Source organism: Listeria monocytogenes (assembly GCF_900187225.1).
GTDB classification, from domain to species: Bacteria; Bacillota; Bacilli; order Lactobacillales; family Listeriaceae; genus Listeria; species Listeria monocytogenes.
This window is the reverse complement of record NZ_LT906436.1, coordinates 2382140-2402803: the sequence shown is the minus strand read 5'-3', so window position 1 is coordinate 2402803 and position 20664 is coordinate 2382140. Positions and strand designations below refer to the sequence as shown.

General features: G+C 38.8%; 26 protein-coding genes. 17 read left to right on the top strand and 9 right to left on the bottom strand.

Annotated features, from left to right (window positions below; all coding sequences use genetic code 11):
- Positions 1-219 precede the first annotated feature (219 nt).
- The 6 genes from sufC to CKV70_RS12185 all read left to right on the top strand — a co-directional run bounded on the left by sufC (position 220) and on the right by CKV70_RS12185 (position 6118).
- Positions 220-1005, top strand: coding sequence for a Fe-S cluster assembly ATPase SufC (gene sufC, locus CKV70_RS12210; RefSeq protein WP_003722442.1), 786 nt, complete (start codon positions 220-222; stop codon positions 1003-1005).
- Positions 1006-1023: 18 nt separating this feature from the next.
- A complete protein-coding gene (gene sufD, locus CKV70_RS12205; RefSeq protein WP_014601123.1) occupies positions 1024-2325 on the top strand; it encodes a Fe-S cluster assembly protein SufD in 1302 nt (433 codons plus the stop codon).
- On the top strand, positions 2326-3552 hold the full coding sequence (locus CKV70_RS12200; RefSeq protein WP_014601122.1) for a cysteine desulfurase: 1227 nt from the start codon (positions 2326-2328) through the stop codon (positions 3550-3552).
- Positions 3549-3992, top strand: coding sequence for a Fe-S cluster assembly sulfur transfer protein SufU (gene sufU / locus CKV70_RS12195; protein ID WP_003722439.1), 444 nt, complete (start codon positions 3549-3551; stop codon positions 3990-3992). The genes CKV70_RS12200 and sufU overlap by 4 nt, the downstream gene beginning before the upstream one ends.
- A 22-nt stretch (positions 3993-4014) precedes the next feature.
- Positions 4015-5409, top strand: coding sequence for a Fe-S cluster assembly protein SufB (gene sufB, locus CKV70_RS12190; RefSeq protein WP_014601121.1), 1395 nt, complete (start codon positions 4015-4017; stop codon positions 5407-5409).
- 157 nt (positions 5410-5566) lie between these two features.
- A complete protein-coding gene (locus CKV70_RS12185; RefSeq protein WP_010989987.1) occupies positions 5567-6118 on the top strand; it encodes a hypothetical protein in 552 nt (183 codons plus the stop codon).
- Positions 6119-6196: 78 nt separating this feature from the next.
- Here CKV70_RS12185 and CKV70_RS12180 read toward each other — a convergent pair whose 3' ends face one another.
- Both CKV70_RS12180 and CKV70_RS12175 read right to left on the bottom strand, forming a co-directional pair.
- Entirely contained in the window at positions 6197-6610 is a 414-nt protein-coding gene (locus CKV70_RS12180; RefSeq protein WP_010989986.1) for a hypothetical protein, read from the bottom strand.
- A gap of 2 nt (positions 6611-6612) precedes the next feature.
- Complete coding sequence (locus CKV70_RS12175) at positions 6613-6816, bottom strand: helix-turn-helix transcriptional regulator (RefSeq protein WP_009915104.1); 204 nt, start codon at positions 6814-6816, stop codon at positions 6613-6615.
- A gap of 402 nt (positions 6817-7218) precedes the next feature.
- On the opposite strand from CKV70_RS12175, the gene CKV70_RS12170 reads away from it, so the two are divergent.
- Entirely contained in the window at positions 7219-7533 is a 315-nt protein-coding gene (locus tag CKV70_RS12170; RefSeq protein ID WP_009931839.1) for a DUF5713 family protein, read from the top strand.
- A 141-nt stretch (positions 7534-7674) separates the two neighbouring features.
- Positions 7675-8517, top strand: a complete 843-nt coding sequence (locus CKV70_RS12165) for a DUF72 domain-containing protein (protein WP_003732461.1) — start codon at positions 7675-7677, stop codon at positions 8515-8517.
- A 32-nt stretch (positions 8518-8549) separates the two neighbouring features.
- On the opposite strand, the gene CKV70_RS12160 is transcribed toward CKV70_RS12165, so the two are convergent.
- Positions 8550-8915, bottom strand: coding sequence for a DUF1634 domain-containing protein (locus tag CKV70_RS12160; protein ID WP_003722429.1), 366 nt, complete (start codon positions 8913-8915; stop codon positions 8550-8552).
- Positions 8916-9755, bottom strand: coding sequence for a sulfite exporter TauE/SafE family protein (locus CKV70_RS12155; protein WP_003727947.1), 840 nt, complete (start codon positions 9753-9755; stop codon positions 8916-8918).
- A gap of 133 nt (positions 9756-9888) precedes the next feature.
- Between CKV70_RS12155 and CKV70_RS12150 the strand changes: the two genes are divergently transcribed.
- From CKV70_RS12150 to CKV70_RS12130, 5 genes are read left to right on the top strand one after another with little or no spacing between them, the layout of a single operon-like run.
- Complete coding sequence (locus CKV70_RS12150) at positions 9889-11280, top strand: bifunctional metallophosphatase/5'-nucleotidase (RefSeq protein WP_072215843.1); 1392 nt, start codon at positions 9889-9891, stop codon at positions 11278-11280.
- Positions 11277-11552 (top strand): YutD family protein, encoded by a 276-nt coding sequence (locus CKV70_RS12145; RefSeq protein WP_003722426.1) that lies wholly within the window; start codon positions 11277-11279, stop codon positions 11550-11552. The genes CKV70_RS12150 and CKV70_RS12145 overlap by 4 nt, the downstream gene beginning before the upstream one ends.
- Positions 11553-11571: 19 nt before the next feature.
- Positions 11572-12339, top strand: a complete 768-nt coding sequence (locus tag CKV70_RS12140) for a TIGR01457 family HAD-type hydrolase (RefSeq protein ID WP_014601120.1) — start codon at positions 11572-11574, stop codon at positions 12337-12339.
- Positions 12340-12387: 48 nt separating this feature from the next.
- Complete coding sequence (locus tag CKV70_RS12135; RefSeq protein WP_003722424.1) at positions 12388-12831, top strand: GNAT family N-acetyltransferase; 444 nt, start codon at positions 12388-12390, stop codon at positions 12829-12831.
- 35 nt (positions 12832-12866) lie between these two features.
- On the top strand, positions 12867-14177 hold the full coding sequence (locus CKV70_RS12130; protein WP_003722423.1) for a hemolysin family protein: 1311 nt from the start codon (positions 12867-12869) through the stop codon (positions 14175-14177).
- Positions 14178-14200: 23 nt separating this feature from the next.
- Here CKV70_RS12130 and CKV70_RS12125 read toward each other — a convergent pair whose 3' ends face one another.
- The 3 genes from CKV70_RS12125 to CKV70_RS12115 form a co-directional block, all read right to left on the bottom strand.
- A complete protein-coding gene (locus CKV70_RS12125) occupies positions 14201-14701 on the bottom strand; it encodes a phosphatidylglycerophosphatase A family protein (protein WP_003725592.1) in 501 nt (166 codons plus the stop codon).
- Between the two features lie 112 nt (positions 14702-14813).
- Positions 14814-15050 carry a NifU family protein gene (locus tag CKV70_RS12120; protein WP_003722421.1) on the bottom strand — a complete coding sequence of 79 codons (237 nt, stop codon included), beginning with the start codon at positions 15048-15050 and terminating at the stop codon, positions 14814-14816.
- 173 nt (positions 15051-15223) lie between these two features.
- Positions 15224-17434, bottom strand: coding sequence for a MucBP domain-containing protein (locus CKV70_RS12115; protein ID WP_014931015.1), 2211 nt, complete (start codon positions 17432-17434; stop codon positions 15224-15226).
- Between the two features lie 235 nt (positions 17435-17669).
- On the opposite strand from CKV70_RS12115, the gene CKV70_RS14625 reads away from it, so the two are divergent.
- From CKV70_RS14625 to CKV70_RS12100, 4 genes are all read left to right on the top strand, one after another.
- Positions 17670-17834: a hypothetical protein gene (locus CKV70_RS14625; protein ID WP_022741866.1), complete on the top strand. Its 165-nt coding sequence runs from the start codon at positions 17670-17672 to the stop codon at positions 17832-17834.
- 4 nt (positions 17835-17838) lie between these two features.
- Positions 17839-18021, top strand: a complete 183-nt coding sequence (locus CKV70_RS12110) for a hypothetical protein (RefSeq protein ID WP_061668593.1) — start codon at positions 17839-17841, stop codon at positions 18019-18021.
- A 240-nt stretch (positions 18022-18261) separates the two neighbouring features.
- The gene (locus CKV70_RS12105; RefSeq protein WP_003722419.1) at positions 18262-18588 is read left to right on the top strand and encodes a YuzD family protein; all 327 of its coding nucleotides are present in this window, start codon (positions 18262-18264) and stop codon (positions 18586-18588) included.
- Positions 18589-18609: 21 nt separating this feature from the next.
- Positions 18610-18843, top strand: a complete 234-nt coding sequence (locus CKV70_RS12100; RefSeq protein WP_003722418.1) for a YuzB family protein — start codon at positions 18610-18612, stop codon at positions 18841-18843.
- A 45-nt stretch (positions 18844-18888) separates the two neighbouring features.
- Here the strand turns inward: CKV70_RS12100 and CKV70_RS12095 are convergent, their stop codons facing one another.
- Both CKV70_RS12095 and CKV70_RS12090 read right to left on the bottom strand, forming a co-directional pair.
- Complete coding sequence (locus CKV70_RS12095; RefSeq protein WP_014601117.1) at positions 18889-19518, bottom strand: SDR family oxidoreductase; 630 nt, start codon at positions 19516-19518, stop codon at positions 18889-18891.
- An 87-nt stretch (positions 19519-19605) separates the two neighbouring features.
- Positions 19606-20601: an NAD(P)/FAD-dependent oxidoreductase gene (locus CKV70_RS12090; protein ID WP_003722416.1), complete on the bottom strand. Its 996-nt coding sequence runs from the start codon at positions 20599-20601 to the stop codon at positions 19606-19608.
- Positions 20602-20664: the final 63 nt, after the last annotated feature.

The window sequence follows — 20664 nt, the reverse complement described above, 5'->3', positions numbered from 1 at the left end:
AAATCTCTTTGATTTATTGGTATGACACGTTGTATTTTTTTAGTGATGGATTCTCAAATAAAATAGAAACAGTGATAATGCTAGAAAACTGGTAAAAAACCTTTATTAATAGTAGAATGAAGGGGAGAATGCGAAGAATACTGGTTTTTATAGTTGTAATCAGATTAGAATTATACTAAACTAGGATTATGCAAATTTTACACTAGGGAGGACTTTTTTATGGCAACTTTAAAGATTCAAGATTTACATGTTGAAATAGAAGGAAAAGAAATTTTGAAGGGTGTTAACCTGGAAATTTCAACTGGCGAAATTCATGCTATCATGGGACCAAACGGAACAGGTAAATCTACGTTGTCCTCAGCTATTATGGGGCATCCAAAATATGAAGTAACACAAGGAACAATCACACTTGATGGGGAAGATGTACTCGAAATGGAAGTAGACGAACGCGCTCGTGCTGGTCTTTTCTTAGCGATGCAATATCCAAGTGAAATTAGTGGTGTTACAAACGCTGAATTCATTCGTGCAGCCATCAACAGCCGCCGTGAAGAAGGCGACGAAATCCCAGTAATGCAATTCATCCGCAAACTAGATGCGAAAATGGATATTTTAGATATGGACGAAGAAATGGCGGAACGTTATTTAAATGAAGGATTTTCAGGCGGAGAGAAAAAACGCAATGAAATTCTGCAACTATTAATGATCGAGCCAAAATTAGCGATTTTAGATGAAATTGACTCCGGTCTTGATATCGATGCGCTTAAAGTTGTCTCTAAAGGTGTAAATGAAATGCGCGGCGAAGGTTTCGGTTGCTTAATCATTACCCATTACCAACGTTTACTGAACTACATCACACCAGATTTTGTGCACGTAATGATGCAAGGTAAAGTAGTAAAAGAAGGCGGGCCTGAACTTGCGAAACGTTTAGAAGCTGAAGGTTATGACTGGATTAAACAAGAGCTTGGTATCGAACTTGAGGAAGAAGAAGCAGTAGACCAACAATAAGGAAGTGAGGTTAAAATCATGGCACAAAATATGACGATTAAAGATGATTTTATCCACGCTTTTTCAAGTAATGCGAATGAACCGGATTGGTTTTTAGATATCCGTCGCAATGCTTTTAAAGCTTACGGGGAACTGGACTTGCCTTTTGTGGATAAAACAAAAATTACTCGCTGGAATTTCACGAAGTTTGAGACATTTATACCTTTTAAAGAAGGCGTAACAAATGAAACTTTACCGGAAAAAGTAGCGAATTTAGTTGATTTAGATAATAAAGAAGCCAATTTTTACGTTCAAATGGATGAAAGACCTGCGAGACTTCAGTTGCAGCAAGAACTAGTCGACCAAGGCGTTATTTTTACAGATATTATTTCAGCTGTGAAAAACCATCCTGAACTTGTGAAAAAATACTTCATGAAAAACGCAGTACAAGTGAACGAACATAAACTGACTGCTTTTCATGCGGCACTAGTGAATGGTGGGATTTTCCTCTACGTTCCTAAAAATGTCGAGGTGAAATCACCAATTCAAGCTGTATTTGTACAGGATAAAGCAGAATCTCCACTAGTTAATCACGTGTTGCTTGTAGCGGATGATAATAGCGCAGTCACTTATGTGGAAAACTATGTCACTGTTAATAACGAGCCTAAAGGGATTGTTAGCATTGTCGAAGAAGTCATCGCTGAGAAAAATGCGCGGATTACTTTTGGTGGTGTAGACAATCTAGCAAGTGATGTTACGACATATGTGAACCGTCGTGGACACATTGGAACTGACAGCCAAATTGAATGGGCGCTTGGCCTGATGAATGATGGCGATACTATCAATGAGAACGTAACAAACCTAATGGGAGACGGCTCTTCTGCTGATGTGAAAACGGTGACTGTTGGACGCGGTAAGCAAACGCAAAACGTGACAACGCGCGTGACGCATTACGGTAAAGCTTCTAATGGTACGATTTTATCTCATGGGGTTATGAAAGAAAGAGCGACAACTATTTTTAACGGAATTGGCCACATTAAACATGGCGCTTCTAAGTCTGATGCACAACAAGAATCACGTGTACTCATGCTTAGCCCAGAAGCGCGCGGTGATGCGAACCCAATTTTATTAATCGATGAAAATGACGTAGTTGCAGGACATGCGGCTTCTGTTGGTCGTGTTGATCCGTTGCAATTATTCTATTTGATGAGTCGCGGGATTTCTCAAAAAGAAGCAGAAAGATTAGTTATTCATGGCTTCTTAGATCCTGTTGTTCGTCAGTTACCAATCGAAAGCGTAAAAACGATGCTTCGTGAAGTAATCGAAGGGAAAGTGCGTTAAATGATTGATATCCAAAAAATTCGGGCGGATTTTCCAATTTTAGATCAAGAAATAAATGAAAAACCGCTAGCTTATTTAGATAATGCTGCCACTTCACAAAAGCCGAAACAAGTTATTGAAGCTTTAACACATTACTATGAGTTTGATAATGCTAATGTTCACCGTGGTGTGCATACACTTGCAGCAAGAGCGACGGATGCTTATGAATCAGCTCGAGGTAAAGTAGCCAAGTTTATTCATGCGCGTGAAGTAGCAGAAATTATTTTCACAAGAGGCACTACTTCAGCGATTAATTTAGTTGTAGATAGTTACGCGGAAGCAAATATTGAAGCTGGCGATGAGATAGTTATTTCTTATTTAGAGCATCATTCTAATTTGATTCCATGGCAACAACTAGCTAAACGCAAAGGCGCGGTTTTAAAATATATCGAACTAGAAGAAGATGGCACGATTTCAGTGGAACAAGCGAAAAAAACGATTGGCGAGAAAACGAAAATCGTTGCGCTAGCACATGTTTCTAATGTTCTAGGGACAATCACGCCAATTAAAGAAATCGCAGCAATTGCTCATCAATTTGGAGCAGTCATTCTCGTTGACGGTGCGCAAGCTGTGCCTCATATGGAAGTCGATGTAGTAGATTTAGATGCTGACTTTTATGCTTTTTCAGGGCACAAAATGATGGCTCCTACTGGCATTGGCGCCTTGTATGGCAAACGTGAATTGCTTGATGCGATGGAACCTACCGAATTTGGCGGAGAAATGATTGATTTTGTTGAATTATACGATTCGACTTGGAAAGAACTGCCGTGGAAATTTGAAGCCGGAACACCGATTATTGGCGGAGCAATTGCGCTAGGTGCGGCGATTGATTACTTGGCAGAAGTCGGACTCGAAAACATTCACGCACATGAACAAGCATTAGCCAGCTACGCGATGGAAGAAATGAGCAAAATCGAAGGCATTACCATTTACGGGCCGAAAGATGCAAGTAAACGTTGTGGTTTAGTGACTTTTAATTTAGAAGGCGCACACCCACATGATATTGCGACTATTTTGGACGAAGATGGGGTGGCGATTCGAGCTGGTCATCACTGTGCACAACCGTTGATGAAATGGCTGGACGTTTCTTCCACAGCTCGCGCAAGCTTTTATATTTATAATACAAAAGAAGAAATTGATGCGCTTATAGATGGCCTCAAGTTAACAAAGGAGTATTTTGGATTATGACAAGCCGGAAATTAGATCAGCTTTATAGACAAGTCATTATGGATCACTATAAAAATCCGCGCAATAATGGAGAGCTCCCAGATAGCGATGTAACAATTGACCTCAACAACCCAACATGCGGTGATCAAATTCATCTTCATTTAAAAATGGACGGTGATAAAATCGTTGCGGCAAAATTCACTGGTAGCGGCTGTTCGATTTCGATGGCCTCTGCTTCAATGATGACGCAAAGCATTATCGGTAAAACCGAGAAAGAAGCACTAAAAATGTCCCGCGAATTTTCAGAAATGGTGCAAGGTCACGACCATGAAACAATTGATGAATACGGCGACGTTGAGGCGCTTGCTGGAGTTGCGAAATTCCCAGCAAGAATCAAATGTGCGACTCTTTCATGGAAAGCAATGGAGAGAGCGATTTTTGAAAAAGAAGGAACAAAATAAGTAGCGAAAAGGAGGATACGACATGACTGAAATTCCAGAAATTGGCGAATACCAATATGGATTCCATGACAAAGATACCTCTGTGTTCCGTACAGAACGCGGATTAACAGAAAAAGTAGTAAGAGAAATTTCGAATATTAAAGAAGAACCAGAATGGATGCTTGAATTCCGTTTGAAGTCTTTGGAACAATTTTATAAAATGCCAATGCCGACTTGGGGTGGCGATCTGTCCGAACTAAAGTTTGAAGACATCACTTACTACGTGAAACCGTCTGAACAAACAGTACGCTCTTGGGATGAAGTTCCTGAAGAAATTAAACGTACTTTTGATAAATTAGGTATTCCTGAAGCCGAACAAAAATATTTGGCTGGTGCATCTGCACAGTATGAATCCGAAGTAGTTTATCACAATATGAAGCAAGACCTAGAAGATTTAGGGATTGTCTTCAAAGATACAGATTCCGCGTTAAAAGAAAACGAAGCTATTTTCAAAGAATATTTCGCAAAAGTAATTCCACCAAGCGACAACAAATTCGCTGCGCTAAACTCGGCTGTTTGGTCAGGTGGTTCATTCATCTACGTACCACCAGGTATCAAAGTAGATACGCCACTTCAAGCCTATTTCCGCATTAACTCGGAAAACATGGGGCAATTTGAACGGACACTAATTATCGTGGACGAAAATGCCAGCGTAAACTACGTGGAAGGCTGTACGGCTCCCGTTTATACAACGAATTCCCTTCACTCAGCTGTCGTAGAAATCATTGTAAAACCAGGTGCTTACTGCCGTTACACAACTATCCAAAACTGGGCAAATAACGTTTATAACCTAGTAACGAAACGTACTTTCTGTGAAGAAAATGCGACTATGGAATGGATTGATGGTAACATTGGTTCGAAATTAACAATGAAATACCCAGCAGTACATTTACGAGGCGAAGGAGCACGCGGAACGACGCTTTCTATCGCGATTGCTGGTAAAGGGCAACGTCAAGACGCAGGAGCAAAAATGATGCACTATGCGCCTAATACGTCCTCTACGATTGTATCGAAGTCGATTTCGAAACAAGGCGGAAACGTAACATACCGCGGAATTGTTCATTTTGGCCGTAATGCTGATGGCGCACGTTCGAATATCGAATGTGATACGCTAATTATGGATAACCTTTCCACATCGGACACAATCCCGTACAACGAAATCCTGAACAGCAACATCTCATTAGAGCACGAAGCTAAGGTTTCCAAAGTATCCGAGGAACAACTTTTCTATCTAATGAGCCGTGGTTTAAGCGAAGAAGAAGCGACAGAAATGATCGTTATGGGCTTCATTGAACCATTTACGAAAGAATTACCAATGGAATATGCCGTTGAGATGAACCGTTTGATTAAGTTTGAAATGGAAGGCTCGATTGGTTAAATAAAGCGAGAGACGAACTTATTAGTTCGTCTTTTTTTGTTTTTCTAAATAGAAGACTTATTAGCTCAAAAATACAAATAAATCAGAAAAAATAATTGACTAAAAATTTGAATCATTGTAATATTGTTAATATATTCACAAAAAAGGAGATGGAAATATGAAATTAAAAGAAGGAATATTTTTTAAAATCGTAATATGTTTTGTAACTATTTTTATTTGCCTCACTCCTTTATCCACATCTGTGTCAGCGCATGCAAGTGTGAATAGAGAAGACGGAAAAGAAGGGAATACTCTAGAACAAACTGTTTCAGTTGATAAAGAAAATCCTGATTTATTTGTAAATCAGAGTGTAGAAAACAATGGTCCAAAAAGATTATTCGCTAATCAAACAGAAAGTGGAGGATCAAAGTATAAGTTTGTAACAAAACAAACTGTAAGCTTAGCAGCTGCAAATAATATTTATAGCCTAGCATTTTTAGCAGCAGGAGGAGCACTTGGACGAGTTGCTAAGAGTACAATTGCAGCAGCTGCATCTAGTATTGTCGGAGGCGGGGCGAGCTTACTCAAAAAATATAACTATATGCGTCAAACGATTTATAAATATTCTACGAAAAAAGAAGACAAGTACAAAGTAATTAATGAATATTTATATACGAAAAATGGTAAACCAGGAAAAATAACAACTTCTTATAGTACTGTGAGAAAATAAAAAAACCGGCTATAAAAAATATTTTTATAGCCGGTTTTTTTAGAGATAAGAGGTGAGCGTATAAAAAGAAAGTAATATTCATTTTTTCTTTTTATAGAATTGTAAAACAACTATATATAAGCAAAAGATACAAACAAATATTATTGCTAAGCTTTTTATAGAAACAGAGGATATGTTTCTATATTTTAAAAAAGCTAACAAAAATGGGGTTAAAATAGCTAAAAATAATAAGAAGAAATAAGAAATTTTTCCTTTATTAAATATGTATCTTTCATCAGCGTTTCTTTTTTCTTCTTTCATTTCCCCAATTAACTTTTCTTTAGGAGTAAAAAGACCGGTAATTATGTAAGCAGAGGCTGCTATTAAAACAGCAGTAAATAAGTTCAGAGGAGTGACTACAAAAGATTCTTCACTTATAATAGAAAATAATAGAATAGCAGCAATCATTGAAATAAATACAATGCTAAATTTTTTGACAGAATATTTTCTCATTTTTATTCTCCTTCCAAGTTAAAAATTTCTTCAACAGGTAAATCGAAAAATTTAGCTATTTTTAAACTAAGTTCTAAGCTAGGATTGTATTTACCCTTTTCAATGGCATGAATTGTTTGGCGTGAAACATCTAATGAATGAGCTAATTCATTTTGAGTAATACCTTTCTTTTCTCTTATAATTTTAACTATATTTGTAACAACCACATTATATCACCTCAAGTAAAGGTACCTTTACATTTATTATATACGATGTATGAATATATGTAAAGGTACCTTTACGTATTTTATAATATATCATCAATTTATTGTACTTTTATAAAAATATCTATTAGAATAATCTATTTATAGGGCATACAAAAAAGTCCTTTATTAATTGAGAACCCATGTTATTAGTTTGTTTTCAATATATGGTGATAAGAGATTGCTAATTAGATGCCCTATAGGATTATTAAAAAAGTAGATAGACAAAAAATCATTTTTTAGAGCAATATTTCGATTTTACTATTGAACTTATTTAACAAATAAAAGTAGACAACAAATTGGTCATGATTTTTCATAAAAAAAATGATACAATATTCTCAACAACTTAGCAAAGGACTGATAATTATGGCAGAAATTAAATACTTAGAGGGAATGTATCAAGATTCATTCTTTCCAACGTTTCTAGTGGATAAATTAAAGCAATATATGTTCGATACGGTTCAATTTTTAGAACAAGGGAATCATGATACAGAAGCGATTCAAGCTAAATTTGATGAAATGACATTAGCAATTAATGCGTTGCAAGATGAGTTTTATGAAAATGAGAGCGAATTAGAAACAGGAGCAAGGGATTCGATTGCTGAAACAATCATCCCGATTTTAGCTCATTATAAGATAGATATCGATATTGAAGAACTACTTAGAGAGCGCGAGTGGTAATATATGATAAAGACTTCAACTGCTAGACAGTTGAAGTTTTTGTTTTGTTTCGAAGTAAAAGCGAGGACCAAATTAAAGGCTTCTCCCTCCTTTTTGCGTTATAATAAACATAAATCATAACGATAGAGAGGGTGGCAGTTGATGGTAACAATCGGGTTAACTGGGTGGAGTGATCATGATTCTTTATTACAAACAAAAAAATTAACATTGGCTGATTATGCGGCACATTTTCCTGTGGTGGAGGTTGATACGAGTTTTTATGCGATTCCTTCTCCGCGAACAACGGCAAACTGGGCGGCGCAAACTCCGGATGATTTTCGGTTTGTGATTAAGGCCTTTTCGGCGATGACGAAACATAAGGAATGGTCGCAGTATTTTGATAGTGAAAATGCGATGTATACGGCTTATATGGATATGATTGCACCGATAAGTGAAACGGGGAAACTACAGGCAATTTTATTTCAATTTCCGCCGTATTTTAATTGTACGAAAGAAAACGTGACTTATTTAAAATATATTGCGTCGAAAATGGGCGATTTGCCAGTGGCGGTTGAGTTTCGTCATAATTCTTGGTATAACGAGCAAAATACCGAAAAGACGCTGGATTTGTTGCGCGAATTAGGCTTTATTCATACAGTTGTCGATGAGCCGCAAGTCGGGGCGGGCAGTGTGCCGATTGTGCTTCGCGAGACGAATAGTGATATGACATTAGTAAGGCTTCACGGTCGAAATCAGTATGGCTGGATGAAAGCTAACAGTCCCGAGTGGCGCGAGGTTCGCACGCTTTACCGTTACAATGAAGAGGAAATTAACGAATGGGCTAAATACGTGGAACATTTGCAAAAGTTGTCCAAAGAAGTTGTCGTGATTTTTAATAATAACAGCGGCGGGGATGCGGCTGATAATGCGAAACATTTACAAAAGGCACTCCAAGTCGAGTTTCAAGGCTTGGCTCCGATGCAAATGGATTTATTTTCGGAATAAAAAAAGATGGCGCATCGCTAGCGCCATCTTTTTTATGCTTTTATTCCAATTAAAAAGCTAATAACTAAAATAATTAATACAATCCCAGTTATCCCAACGTACAAATAATCTTTTTCCTTCAAAAAAGTAAATAATGATACAACGACACGAAGAACTGGCGTTAAAATTAAGCAAAAGAGGCCAAACATCATAATCGCGTAGGGTTTAAGCGTTCCTAGCCCGCTGAAAATCGCCGTAAGTGATGTCGGGTAAGTTTCCCCTGGGTAGCCACTTTCGCCGGTGATAAATAGCATAACAAGTCCGAAAACGATAATGATTGCACTGAGGACAACACCGATTCGTAACAGTGCGCTGACAATTAGCTCGACCCGGTACATTTCTTCTTTTTTCTCTGCCATTTAAATCCACCCCAATCCTTCTAAAATCATTTGGAAGGCAACATATAAAATGACGGGAATAAAAATAATCCGAATAACTTTGCTTTTTAAACGTTGCATGATGCGTGTTCCAAGTGTTGCGCCGACAAGTACGCCAATCGCAACCGGAGCCGCAATAGCGGGCTGGATGTCACCTTGAAAAAGATACACGGTTGCACTGGCCGCCGCGGTTACGCCCATCATTAAATTACTCGTTGCGCTACTTACTTTAAGCGGCATTTTCATAAAGACATCGAGTGCCATTACTTTAAATGCGCCACTACCGATTCCAAGTAAGCCACTAGCGATTCCGGCGCCGTACATCACACCAAAACCAGCAGGGACGTTTGCCACTTGATAATCAACTGTCTGCCGTAAAGATTTATCGTAATATGAATCATGTAAGTTTAGTTTGGTTGCGAGTGGGTCTGGTTTCACATTGGTAGGAAATTCTGTACCGACCTTTTTAATCATGTTGAAAGCAGAATAAAGAAGTAAAAGTCCGAAGATGATGTAGAGTGCCGTGGCCGAGAGCAGTCCGCTGACGAAAGCCCCGGTGATTGCACCAATTGTTGTGGCAATTTCGAGAAACATCCCGACACGAAGGTTCGTAATGCCGTCTTTGATATAAGCAATTGCGGAGCCACTACTTGTAGCGATAACGGAAATAATACTTGCACCAATCGCATATTGAATATCAATTCCGAAAATAAGTGTCAAGGCAGGCGTCACGATAATTCCACCACCAAGCCCAAGCAAAGAGCCTACAACCCCTGCAAAAACAGAGATTAAAAGAATTTCGACTGTTTGCGTAATATCCAAAAAAATCACTTCCCTTTTAAAACAATATATCCTATCATAACATAAAATGAAAAGGGAACAATTCATCCAGTCCTAGCGCGTGTAAAAAACACTGTTTTACGCTACAATAGTTATAAGTAGGGAGTGAGATGGATTGATGAAACATTTAACTTTATGGCATACAAATGATGTTCATAGTCACTTGGAACATTGGCCACGCATTTTTAATTTCTTAAAAGAGAAAAGAACGGCTGCAGATAAAGAAAATCAGTCGGCGCTCTTTTTTGATATTGGTGATTTTTTGGACCGGGTCCATCCGCTTACTGAAGGAACGAACGGGCTTGCGAATACGGACTTACTTAACCAACTGCCGTATGATGCGGTGACTTTTGGCAATAATGAAGGAACGACTTTGGCTCATGAAGATCTGGACAAATTATATGAACATGCGGTCTTCCCAGTAGTGTGCTGTAATTTTTACACGAATAAAGAGTGCACGGAGCAGCCGGACTGGGTGAAATCAATTGTTTATAAAGAAATAGAGCAAGTGAAAATAGCTATTATTGGTGCGACGGCGCCGTTTCGGGATTACTACGAAGAAATGGGCTGGGGAATAGAAGAACCAATTAGCTCGATTAAAAAGCAAGTTGCTGGCTTAGATGAAGATACGGATGTAGTTATTTTGCTCAGCCATCTAGGTTTACCAAGCGATGAACGCATTGCACTCGAAATTCCTGAAGTAGATGTAATTTTGGGCGGACACACGCACCATTTACTTGAAACGGGGAAAATAGAAGGGAATGCATTACTTGCTGCAGCAGGTAGATGGGGTGAATATATCGGGAAAGTGGATATAGAGTTAGATGAAAATAATCAGATACTGACTAAAACCGCCATGACTTTTAAAACAGAGGATTTACCGGCTGCTCCAAATGAAGCGAATGAAATTCAAGGTTTCTTCGATAAAGGGCGCGCAGAACTCTCTGAAAAAGTAGTTGCGATTCCTGGAAAGTTAGCGCATAATTGGTTTGATGACTCGGAAATTGCGCACATTTTGAATGAAGCGGTTTGTGAATGGACTGGGGCAGAAACGTTTGTGATGAACGCTGGAATTTTTATGACAGACTTTGAAGCGGGAATCGTGACGGATTTTGATATCCACCAAATGTTACCGCATCCGCTCAACGCGATTGCTTTAACGATGTCTGGTGAGGAGCTTGAAATACTTATTGACGGAATCTACCGAAAGAAAGCAGAACTGCAAGATATTCCGCTTCGAGGTTTTGGTTTCCGTGGCGAGTATTTTGGGACTGTTTTGATGGATCGAGCTGGTTTTGATGCGGAAAATCAAGTGGCACTTTTTGATAATAAACCAATTGATAAAACGCGGGAATACCGGATTGCGACGCATGATACGTTTGTGTTCGCGCCATTTTTCCCGATTGTAAAACAAATTAAACGAAAAGAAGTATATACACCGGAACTACTCCGAGATATTTTAAAATGGAAACTCAAAAAAATGTACGGACAGGAGGAAGACAAGTGACGATTACGATTCAAGATTTAAACTACGAGATTATCACCAATTATCGCGATGCTTTTGACGAGGAGAAGTTAAATGAACGGTTTAGCGATATTCTTGGACGATATGATTATATAGTGGGCGACTGGGGTTACGATCAACTTCGGCTGAAAGGCTTTTTCGAAGACGATAACCGCAAAGCCGCATACGACAACAAAATTAGCACGTTAAAAGAATATATTTATGAATACTGCAATTTTGGTTGTGCGTATTTTGTTATTAAAAAAGTAAAATAGTAAATGAGGTAGTTTGGAATTGAAGAATTATAAAGCGTATTTAATTGATTTAGATGGCACGATGTATCGCGGAGCAGAAGTTATTCCTGAGGCGATCATTTTTATCGAAAACTTAAAACGTGCGGGGCTTCCGTATTTATTTGTAACAAACAATTCAACAAAAACACCTGGGCAAGTAGCAGAACATTTAACTGACATGGGGATTCAAGCCGTAAGTGACGATGTTTTCACGACGTCACAAGCAACCGTGCAATTTATGATGGAACAAAAACGCGAAAAATCGGTTTATGTTATCGGTGAACGTGGAATAAAACAAGAACTAACAGATAATGGATTTGAAATAACTTCTAGTAATCCAGCTTTTGTTGTCGTTGGGCTTGACCGGGAAGTCGATTATGAGAAATTTTCAAAGGCAGCTCTTGCAGTTCGCGGTGGAGCGATGTTTATTTCGACGAATGGCGATGCGGCAATTCCGACAGAGCGCGGTTTGCTTCCGGGAAATGGTTCGATCACATCAGTCGTTTCCGTAGCCACAGAAACAGCACCAATATTTATTGGAAAGCCTGAATCCATTATTATGGAGCAAGCACTTGCAAAACTCGGTGTCCATAAAGATGAAGCAATCATGGTGGGAGACAACTACGAAACCGATATTATGGCGGGAATCAATTACGGCATGGATACGTTAATCGTACACACTGGCTTTACATCAAAAGAAGCATTATTAACGAAAGAAATCCAGCCTACATACGCTGTAACAAAACTAACTGATTGGAAATTTAACTAGAAGAGCGGAATTTTTCTGCTCTTTTTTTAATAAATAGGAGGTTAGAAAATGGTCTCAATTCGAAAAGTAACAAAAGACAATTTTCACGAAACAGCGAAGTTAGAAGTACACCCGCACCAAAAAACATTTGTCGCAGAAAACTGGTATTCCATTATCGAAGCAAGTTTTGAAGAAACGTATCATTCGCTTGTAATATACGCGGATAATATGCCGGTTGGCTACGCAATGTACGGTATGGATACAGATGATGGAGAATTTTGGCTAGTACGGTTTATGACAGGGAAAGAGCATCAAGGTAAAGGTTACGGCGGGGATGCGTTAGAGCAAATTATTGAGACGGTGAAAAATTTACCAGAACAGCCAGCACGACTACGTTTATCTTATGAACCTGATAATATTGTAGCGGAAAAATTTTATGCAAAATATGGTTTTGAGAAAACAGGTGAAATTATCGACGGTGAGGCAGTGGCGGACTTGTGGTTTAAACGCTAAGAACGGGTATAGAATGGGGATAAGGAGGATGCTAAATGGACGTTTTTAATGATTTCTTTGTGATATTTTTAATTGCAGCGACTGCCTTTTTCGTGGCAAGTGAATTTGCCATTGTCGCAATCCGGAAACCTACTGTCCTGCAACTAGTAGCCTCAGAGGACCCGCGAGCGAAATATGTAAAAAAAGTTACTTCGAATATGAATGATTATTTGGCTGCCTGTCAGTTAGGTAATACACTCGCCGCGCTTGCTATGGGGTGGGTTGGTGAAGCGACAATGCGTGGTTGGTTGGAGCCATTATTCTTAATGTTGCCAGTGCCAGAATCAGTTGAAAAGCCGATTTCGATTTTTGTTTCGTTTATTTTAATTACGTTCTTAAATGTGGTACTTGGGGAACTTGCACCGAAAACATTTACAATTCAAAGTACAGAAAAAGTAGCGCTGTTTATCGCGCGTCCGCTTGTTTATTGGTACCGCCTGACTTTTCCACTCAATTGGCTATTAAATAACTCGGCGAATTTAATCACGCGGATGTTTGGCGTAAAGCAAACGGTTGATGCGGATCAAATGACACCGACCGAACTGAAGATTATTTTTGAAGATAGCTATAGACAAGGACTTTTGAATCCACAAGAGTTTCGCTATATGAAAAATATTTTCAAACTGGGCGACGTACCAGCGAAAGAAGTGATGATACCGCGAATGTCGATGATTGCGATTGATCAAACGGCGACCGTACGAGATTTATTGAAATTAACTTCTGAACATACATATCATATTTTTCCAGTAACCGAAGATGAAGATAAGGATCATATTATCGGAATGCTACGAGTCAGTGCGGTGATGGCTGGACTTGGAAAAGATGAAACGATTGTGACGCAATCTATTCAACCATTTATTACGCCTGTTTTAGAAGTGTTTGAAGGCATGATTTTGGAAGAGTTACTTGTGAAAATGCAGCAAGAAAGTGAACCATTTGTCGTTCTCACGGACGAATACGGCGGGACTTCGGGGATTGTGACGCTAGAAGATGTCATGGAAGTAATTGTTGGTGATATGGAAGAAGCAAAAGGTCCGAAAGGGATTCGAAAAGTAGCTTTGAATCATTATATTATTGAAGGGTCTGAGCCGCTCCTTGAAGTCGAGGAAGCGCTTGGTGTTCCGATTGAAGGGCCGGGTGTTCATACGTTATCGGGATGGATGTTGCTCGAACGTTTTGACTTAGAAGCTGGTGATGAGATTGAACATGAGGGATACCGCTTTATCGTTCGTTCAATGAATAAAAACTCGATTCGGCAAGTAGAAGTAAAATTAGGAAAAGAAAAACCAGTAAAATGGGAGGAATAGCCTCTTGTTTTACTGGTTTTTGTTTAATTAACGATGTCGTCGTGATAACTATGCGCAAGACGACTGGCAGCGGCCGCAGCGATGGCGCCGACAATGTCATCAAGGAATGTGTGAACGGCGATACCATCGTGTTCATTTAGTTTTGCAAGAATGCCTGGTTTTACTTTATCGATATAACCGTAATTGGTAAATCCAATAGATCCGTACACATTGACGATGGAGAGCGCGAGTATCTCATCGACGCCGTAAAGCCCCTCATCAGCGCTAATGATATTTTGTAGTGGTTGGACGAGTTCCCCTTTTTCAGCCATCACATCAAGCTGTATGCCTGTTAAAACAGCGTTTTGGACTTCTCGCTTACGAAGAACATGCTCAACGTTTTGACGGCAAATATCTAATTCCAATCCGGGATGATATTTTTGTTGTAAAAATAAGACAAGTTCTGCGATATCGTCAATTTCTACGCCTCGTTCGATGAGCCAACTGCGTGCTTTTGATTCTAAGGCACTTTGTTTTTCTACCATTTTTCTTACCTCCTTCTAACTGTATGTATATTGTATGATAGACGTTTACAGGATTTCTAAACATTTTTATACAAAAATAGCGACCGATTGTTTGGTCGCTAAAATATTTGTTTTAAAAAACCTGAACAACTTCTTTAAAACCGATAATTTTTTCTGCTAAAGTTAATTCGATACCCATTTTTAAAGTCATATCAGAACTGGGGCAAGTCTCGCATGCACCAAGTAGTTTAATTTTTACGATTCCGTCTTGTGTGACTTCAATAAGTTCATAGTCCCCGCCATCACGAACTAAAAACGGACGGAACTTTTTTAAAGCTTTATCAACTTCGGCGTAGCTAATTTCTTCCATAGGACATAGTTCTCCTTTCGTGAGGCATTATCATATTCTCTATTATAACAGGATATGGGGAAATTTAAAGAAATTAAATTGGGTTTTTCTGAGGTCGAAAGTAGTACGATATGAAGTAATTACCAAACAAAAACTCTCTTATCCAATTGATAAGAGAGTTTTAGCAGTTTATTTTAGCTGTTTTTCTTAGAGATAGAGTAAATTCCTAAGAGAACGAAACATGTACCCATTAATCCGAACAATATACTATCTTGTTGAGTATCGCCGGTTTTCGGTAATTTTGTTTGTCTTTTGATTGTAGTTACTTTGCTTGCTGTTGGTTTGTTTTCATTGATTTTAATAGGTGTTTTGTTTGTATCTGGTTTTGTATTATTTGGTGTTTTATCATCTTTTTTAGGATCGTCTTCTTGTTTAGCGTATACAAAGGTGACTGTTTGAGCATCAGTTGTAAATACGCCATTAGCGTTGGATGGTGTAGCTGTTAACTTCCAACCACTCAAGTTTTTAGCTGTTACCGCGTAAGATGTATCTAGCTTACCGTTCAATGTATCTGGAGTAGCTAATTCGTTGCCGTCCGCGTCGACGTATTTCACAGTAACAGGCGCGCCATCTGCTTTTTCGTAAACGTACGTAACGGTTTGTTTACTATTGGTAAATACGCCAGTTGCGTTATTAGGAGTAGTTTTAACTGTCCAACCGGAAAGACTTTTGGCGGAAGTTTGATAAGGTGCATCAATTTTGCCGTTAAGCGTGTCGGAAGTAGCTAATTCGTTGCCGTCCGCGTCGACGTATTTCACAGTAACAGGCGCGCCATCTGCTTTTTCGTAAACGTACGTAACGGTTTGTTTACTATTGGTAAATACGCCAGTTGCGTTATTAGGAGTAGTTTTAACTGCCCAATCAGAGATGCTTTTGGCGGAAGTTTGATAAGGTGCATCAATTTTGCCGTTCAGTGTGTCGGAAGTAGCTAAATCGTTGCCGTCCGCGTCGACGTATTTCACAGTAACGGGAGCGCCATCTGCTTTTTCATAAACATAGGTAACAGTTGAATCGGTGTCGGTGAATTGACCAGAAGCTTGTCCTTCAATTTCTTTTAACTGATAGTTGGCTATTGTTTTTTCGGTAGTTTGATAATCCTCCCCAGATTTTCCTGAGAGTGTTTCGGTGGGAGCTAATTCATTGCCGTTTTCATCTTGGTAAAATACACTCACTGTTGAATCTGTTTGTTCAGAAACATTTATTGGTTGTGACACATTGATAGAATAGCTGAGAGGGACACCTTTAGAAGAAGTTGCTGTAAATTTGGCTTTGTAAGTGACAGTCTTATTTCCTATAGGTAGATTTGCAAAAGAAACGGTTTTGTTATCAGCAGAGACTGTTCCATCATTAGAAATATTGGAAACAGGCATTTTTTGACCATTAATATCTAAAGTGGGGTTAGTTGAATTTGCTGTTGCTCCTTTTTTTATATTTATTGTCGGAAGTGTGATAGTTTGGTTATTAATTTGCAGTCCTCCATAATCTCCTTGGGCAACCATTGCTTCAAAGAAGTTTTTCAAGTTACTCAAGTCGGTAATATTATTGTTATCTGCATAAGCAATTGTTAAGCCTCTTAGTGTGTTCAATGCATCGATGGAAGTTAAATTATTGTTGTTCAAATAAAGTACTTTTAAATTTTTCATGGTAGCAATAGGGGCGACATTAGTAAACTGGTTATAATTTAAATTTAAGTTAGTAATATGATCATTTTCTGTTAAAGGTGATAAATCGGTAATATTATTCCAAGTTAAATCTAGTTTTACTAACGATTTAAGTTTTGTAAAATTTTTAAATTCATCATTATTAATTTGATGGTATGCAGGATTGGACCATGCGTAAGAGTTGTAAGAGAATGATGTTAAATTTTCCTTTTCAAGTAATGGTGTAAAATCGGTAATATAATCACCGCCGAGTTCTACTTCTTCTAACGCCGGCATTTCTCCAAGAGCTGAAATATTATTCAATCCCGTTGTTACTGCTACGATTTTTTTCAAATTGGGTAAATTTTTAATTTTATCTAGATTTTTAATTTGTGATTGATTGGAAAAATATAATTTGGTCATATTAACGGCTTTATCTAGTCCTGTTAAATCTTTAATTAGGCCGGTAACTGGATACCCCGGTGCTCCTGACATATTGGAAAGATCTGCGACAGTAATAGTCGCCATATTTGCCTCGGTTATCTCATCTAAGAAAGGATTTCCTATGATGTTTTTTAGTCCTGAATTTAACACCGGATCAGGTATATTTACTACATCTGTTGGTGCTGCCTTTACATTACTAAATGGTAAGAATACTGTAGTTATTAAGAATAAAGCTAAAATTATTTTGACAAGTTTATACATATGTTTCGTTTCCTCCTTAGTTGTTGGACGCATTCTTTATAGTTGGAAATTTGGTGATTACGTCTGAAAGCAATGTAATTGTATCAGAGAAAATGTTTCGAAAACATGTCTTTTTGGTGGTATTCTGAGCAGGTTTTGACTTTTGTTGCAATTTCGCCATATTGTTTTTGGTGGTATTGTAGGGTGTTGTGTTAGGTGGTTGTAGGGGTTGGTCGCTTTTCTAGGGATATATATAATGTATAAAGAAAAGTGGGTGTTTTTTTATGGATGTGGGTTACTGGAAGGTTTACATGATTGCTCTGCTTGTATGTATATTTGGCCCGTAACTTACTTTGCTTCGAATGGGCGAATGGGAATGCGGATTTTCGATAGATGGTGGATGGATTTTGATGGAGGATGATAGTTTGTGTGGTGGGCGCACTTTACAGGAAGGATTACATGCTCGCTTTGCTCGCATGCATATTTGGTCCGTAACTCGTTACACTTCGAACGGCCCAAATAAAAACACGTTCCTAAGGCTCAGAAAGGAACGTGCTCTTTCAACTGGTAAGGTTGAAAGACAATTGGGTTGCGCGCCCAATTGTTAAAGGGAGTGTTACTTATATGTTGACCGTGAAATCACGGGTACAACCTTGAGGCGGTTTATCATATTAATACACTACTGCTTTAAAGATTAGCAATGTATTGGAAATATTATAATATATCTGTAAATTTGTGTCAATTCATATCTTTATAAAAATTCATAAAGTTTAATAGTTATGCTTCGTGAAACAGCTTAGTCGCTTTTTCCGGTGGGTTTTTGTACAATGATAATGAGGTGAAGCGTGATGGTAAATGAAGCGAAATTATATGTTTATGGTTCAACGACTATTTGTGCGAGTTGTGTCGGAGCGCCATCCTCGAAGGAAACAGAGGAATGGCTTCGAGCTGCAATTGGTCGGAAGTTTTCAGGGCAGCCGTTTGTGGTGGAGTATGTGGATATTTTTAATCCGCCAAATGAAACGGCTTTAGCGGATATGGCGAATAAAATTGTCGAAGAAGATTATATGTACCCAGTCATTGTGGTTGACGGTGAAATTATCGCGGAAGGCAATCCTCGGTTGAAAGATATTTATCAAGTAATGACCGACCGTGGTTACTTGGCAACAATGTAACAGTCTAGGGGGCAAGGGGAAATGAATCCGATTGTGGAATTTTGCGTGAATAATTTAGCGAGTGGGGCAGATGCTGCATTTGCGAAACTAGATGCGGATGATAATTTAGACGTGATTGAATATGATTGTCTGACATATTGTGATTTATGTGCGACAAGTTTGTTTGCTTTAGTGGACGGGGAAGTGGTTCGCGGAGAAACAGCAGAGGAATTAGTTGCGAATATATATACATTTTTGGAAGAAAATCCGTTTTAATATAGAAAAAAGCGATGAGCCAGATTACGAGCTCATCGCTTTTTATTAGTTAAAAAATTGCTTGATTGGTGTGTCGCCACTTTCGATGGTGTAGGTTTTATAGAAACTTGATTTTTCGGATAAAGCTTCACTAATAAAATCTGCAACATCTGCTCGAGGAATATTCGTTTTAGGTTTTCCGGAAACTTCAGCGATTTTGCCAGTGGCTGGATCATCTGAGAGGCCAACTGGGCGGACAATGGTGTAGTCGAGACCACTTCTTTTTAGTTCTTCATCGGCTGCTTGTTTGGCTTTTAAATAATGGGCGAGAGATTCGGGACCATTTTCTGGATTGTCGGCGCCGTAAGAGCTAACAATGATAAATCGTCGTACACCTTTTTCTTTGGCAGTTTCGATTGCTTTGATGGCTCCGTTTTGATCAATGTTAACAGTTTCGGAAGCAGGCGTGTGACCCCCAGAGCCTGCTGTGAAAATAACCGCTTCAATTTCATCATAGGCATAGTGGAAATCTTTTTTTAAATCAGCGATAATCGGCTTTGCACCAAGTTTTTCAAGTTCGCTCACTTGCTCGGCTTTTCTAACCATTGCTCGGACGAAGAAGCCTTTTTCCATTGCAAGTTTTTCGACTAAAAGACGGCCGATTTTGCCATTTGCGCCAATTACGAGTACATTCATTGCTAATCTCCTCCTAAAAAATATCTACAAAGAACTTTTCCCGGTGAGTAAAAAATAAAACCACAAGTCGCCTCGTGGTTTCGGTTGTTATTCGAATAAAGATGTGGAGTGCATTGGTTGCACGCGTGTTTTTGGATCAATGAAATTCATTGCATTATTGACGGCAGTTGGTGCTTCACCGAATCCTGTTGCAATTAGTTTTACTTTACCGTCATATGTGCAAATATCACCTGCACAATAAATTCCTGGGATACTCGTTTCCATTTTTGAATTGACGACAATCGAATTGCGTTCTAGCTCTAAACCCCAATTTTTAATCGGACCAAGCGAGGAAACGAAGCCATAATTAATGATGAAATCGTCAATCTCTAGCGTTTCGGTAGTATCACCTTTGACTTCTTGCAAAGTAATATGGGTTAATTTATCGCCGTTACCGAGCACTTCGGTTGGGATAAATGGTGTTTTAATCGCGATAGATGATTTTTCCAAATTATTCACGCTATGCTCGTGCGCACGGAACGCATTACGGCGATGAACAATTGCGACTGAACTTGCGACTTTTTCAAGCATGAGTGCCCAGTCAACCGCAGAATCCCCGCCACCACAAACTGCAACACGGCGACCTGAAAAACGACTCAGATCGTTAATGAAGTAATGAATGTTTGTTCCTTCGTATTGTTCTGCTTCTGGAAGGTCAAGACGTCTTGGTTCGAATGCGCCATTTCCAGCAGTAATAATGATTGCCTTACTGTAATGTGTATCTTTCTTCGTGATGATTTCAAATGTGCCGTCGACTTGTTTTTCCACGCTTTGAACAGCTTCCTCCAGTGCAACGGTCGGATCAAATGGTTTCATTTGCTGAATCAAATTATTAACAAGTTCCTGTGCGCGAACAGAAGGATAGCCTGGAATATCATAAATATATTTCTCAGGATAAAGCGTGGAAAGTTGTCCACCTAATTGCGGTAAACTTTCTATTATTTTCACACTCGCATTGCGCATGCCGGCATAAAATGCAGCAAATAGCCCAACCGGTCCACCACCAATGATCGTGATATCATAAATTTTTGTTTTTTCATCCAAAATACATCACCCCCTAGTTCCTAATTTCCCTATGAAATCGCTAAAGTTGCAATAAGCATATTT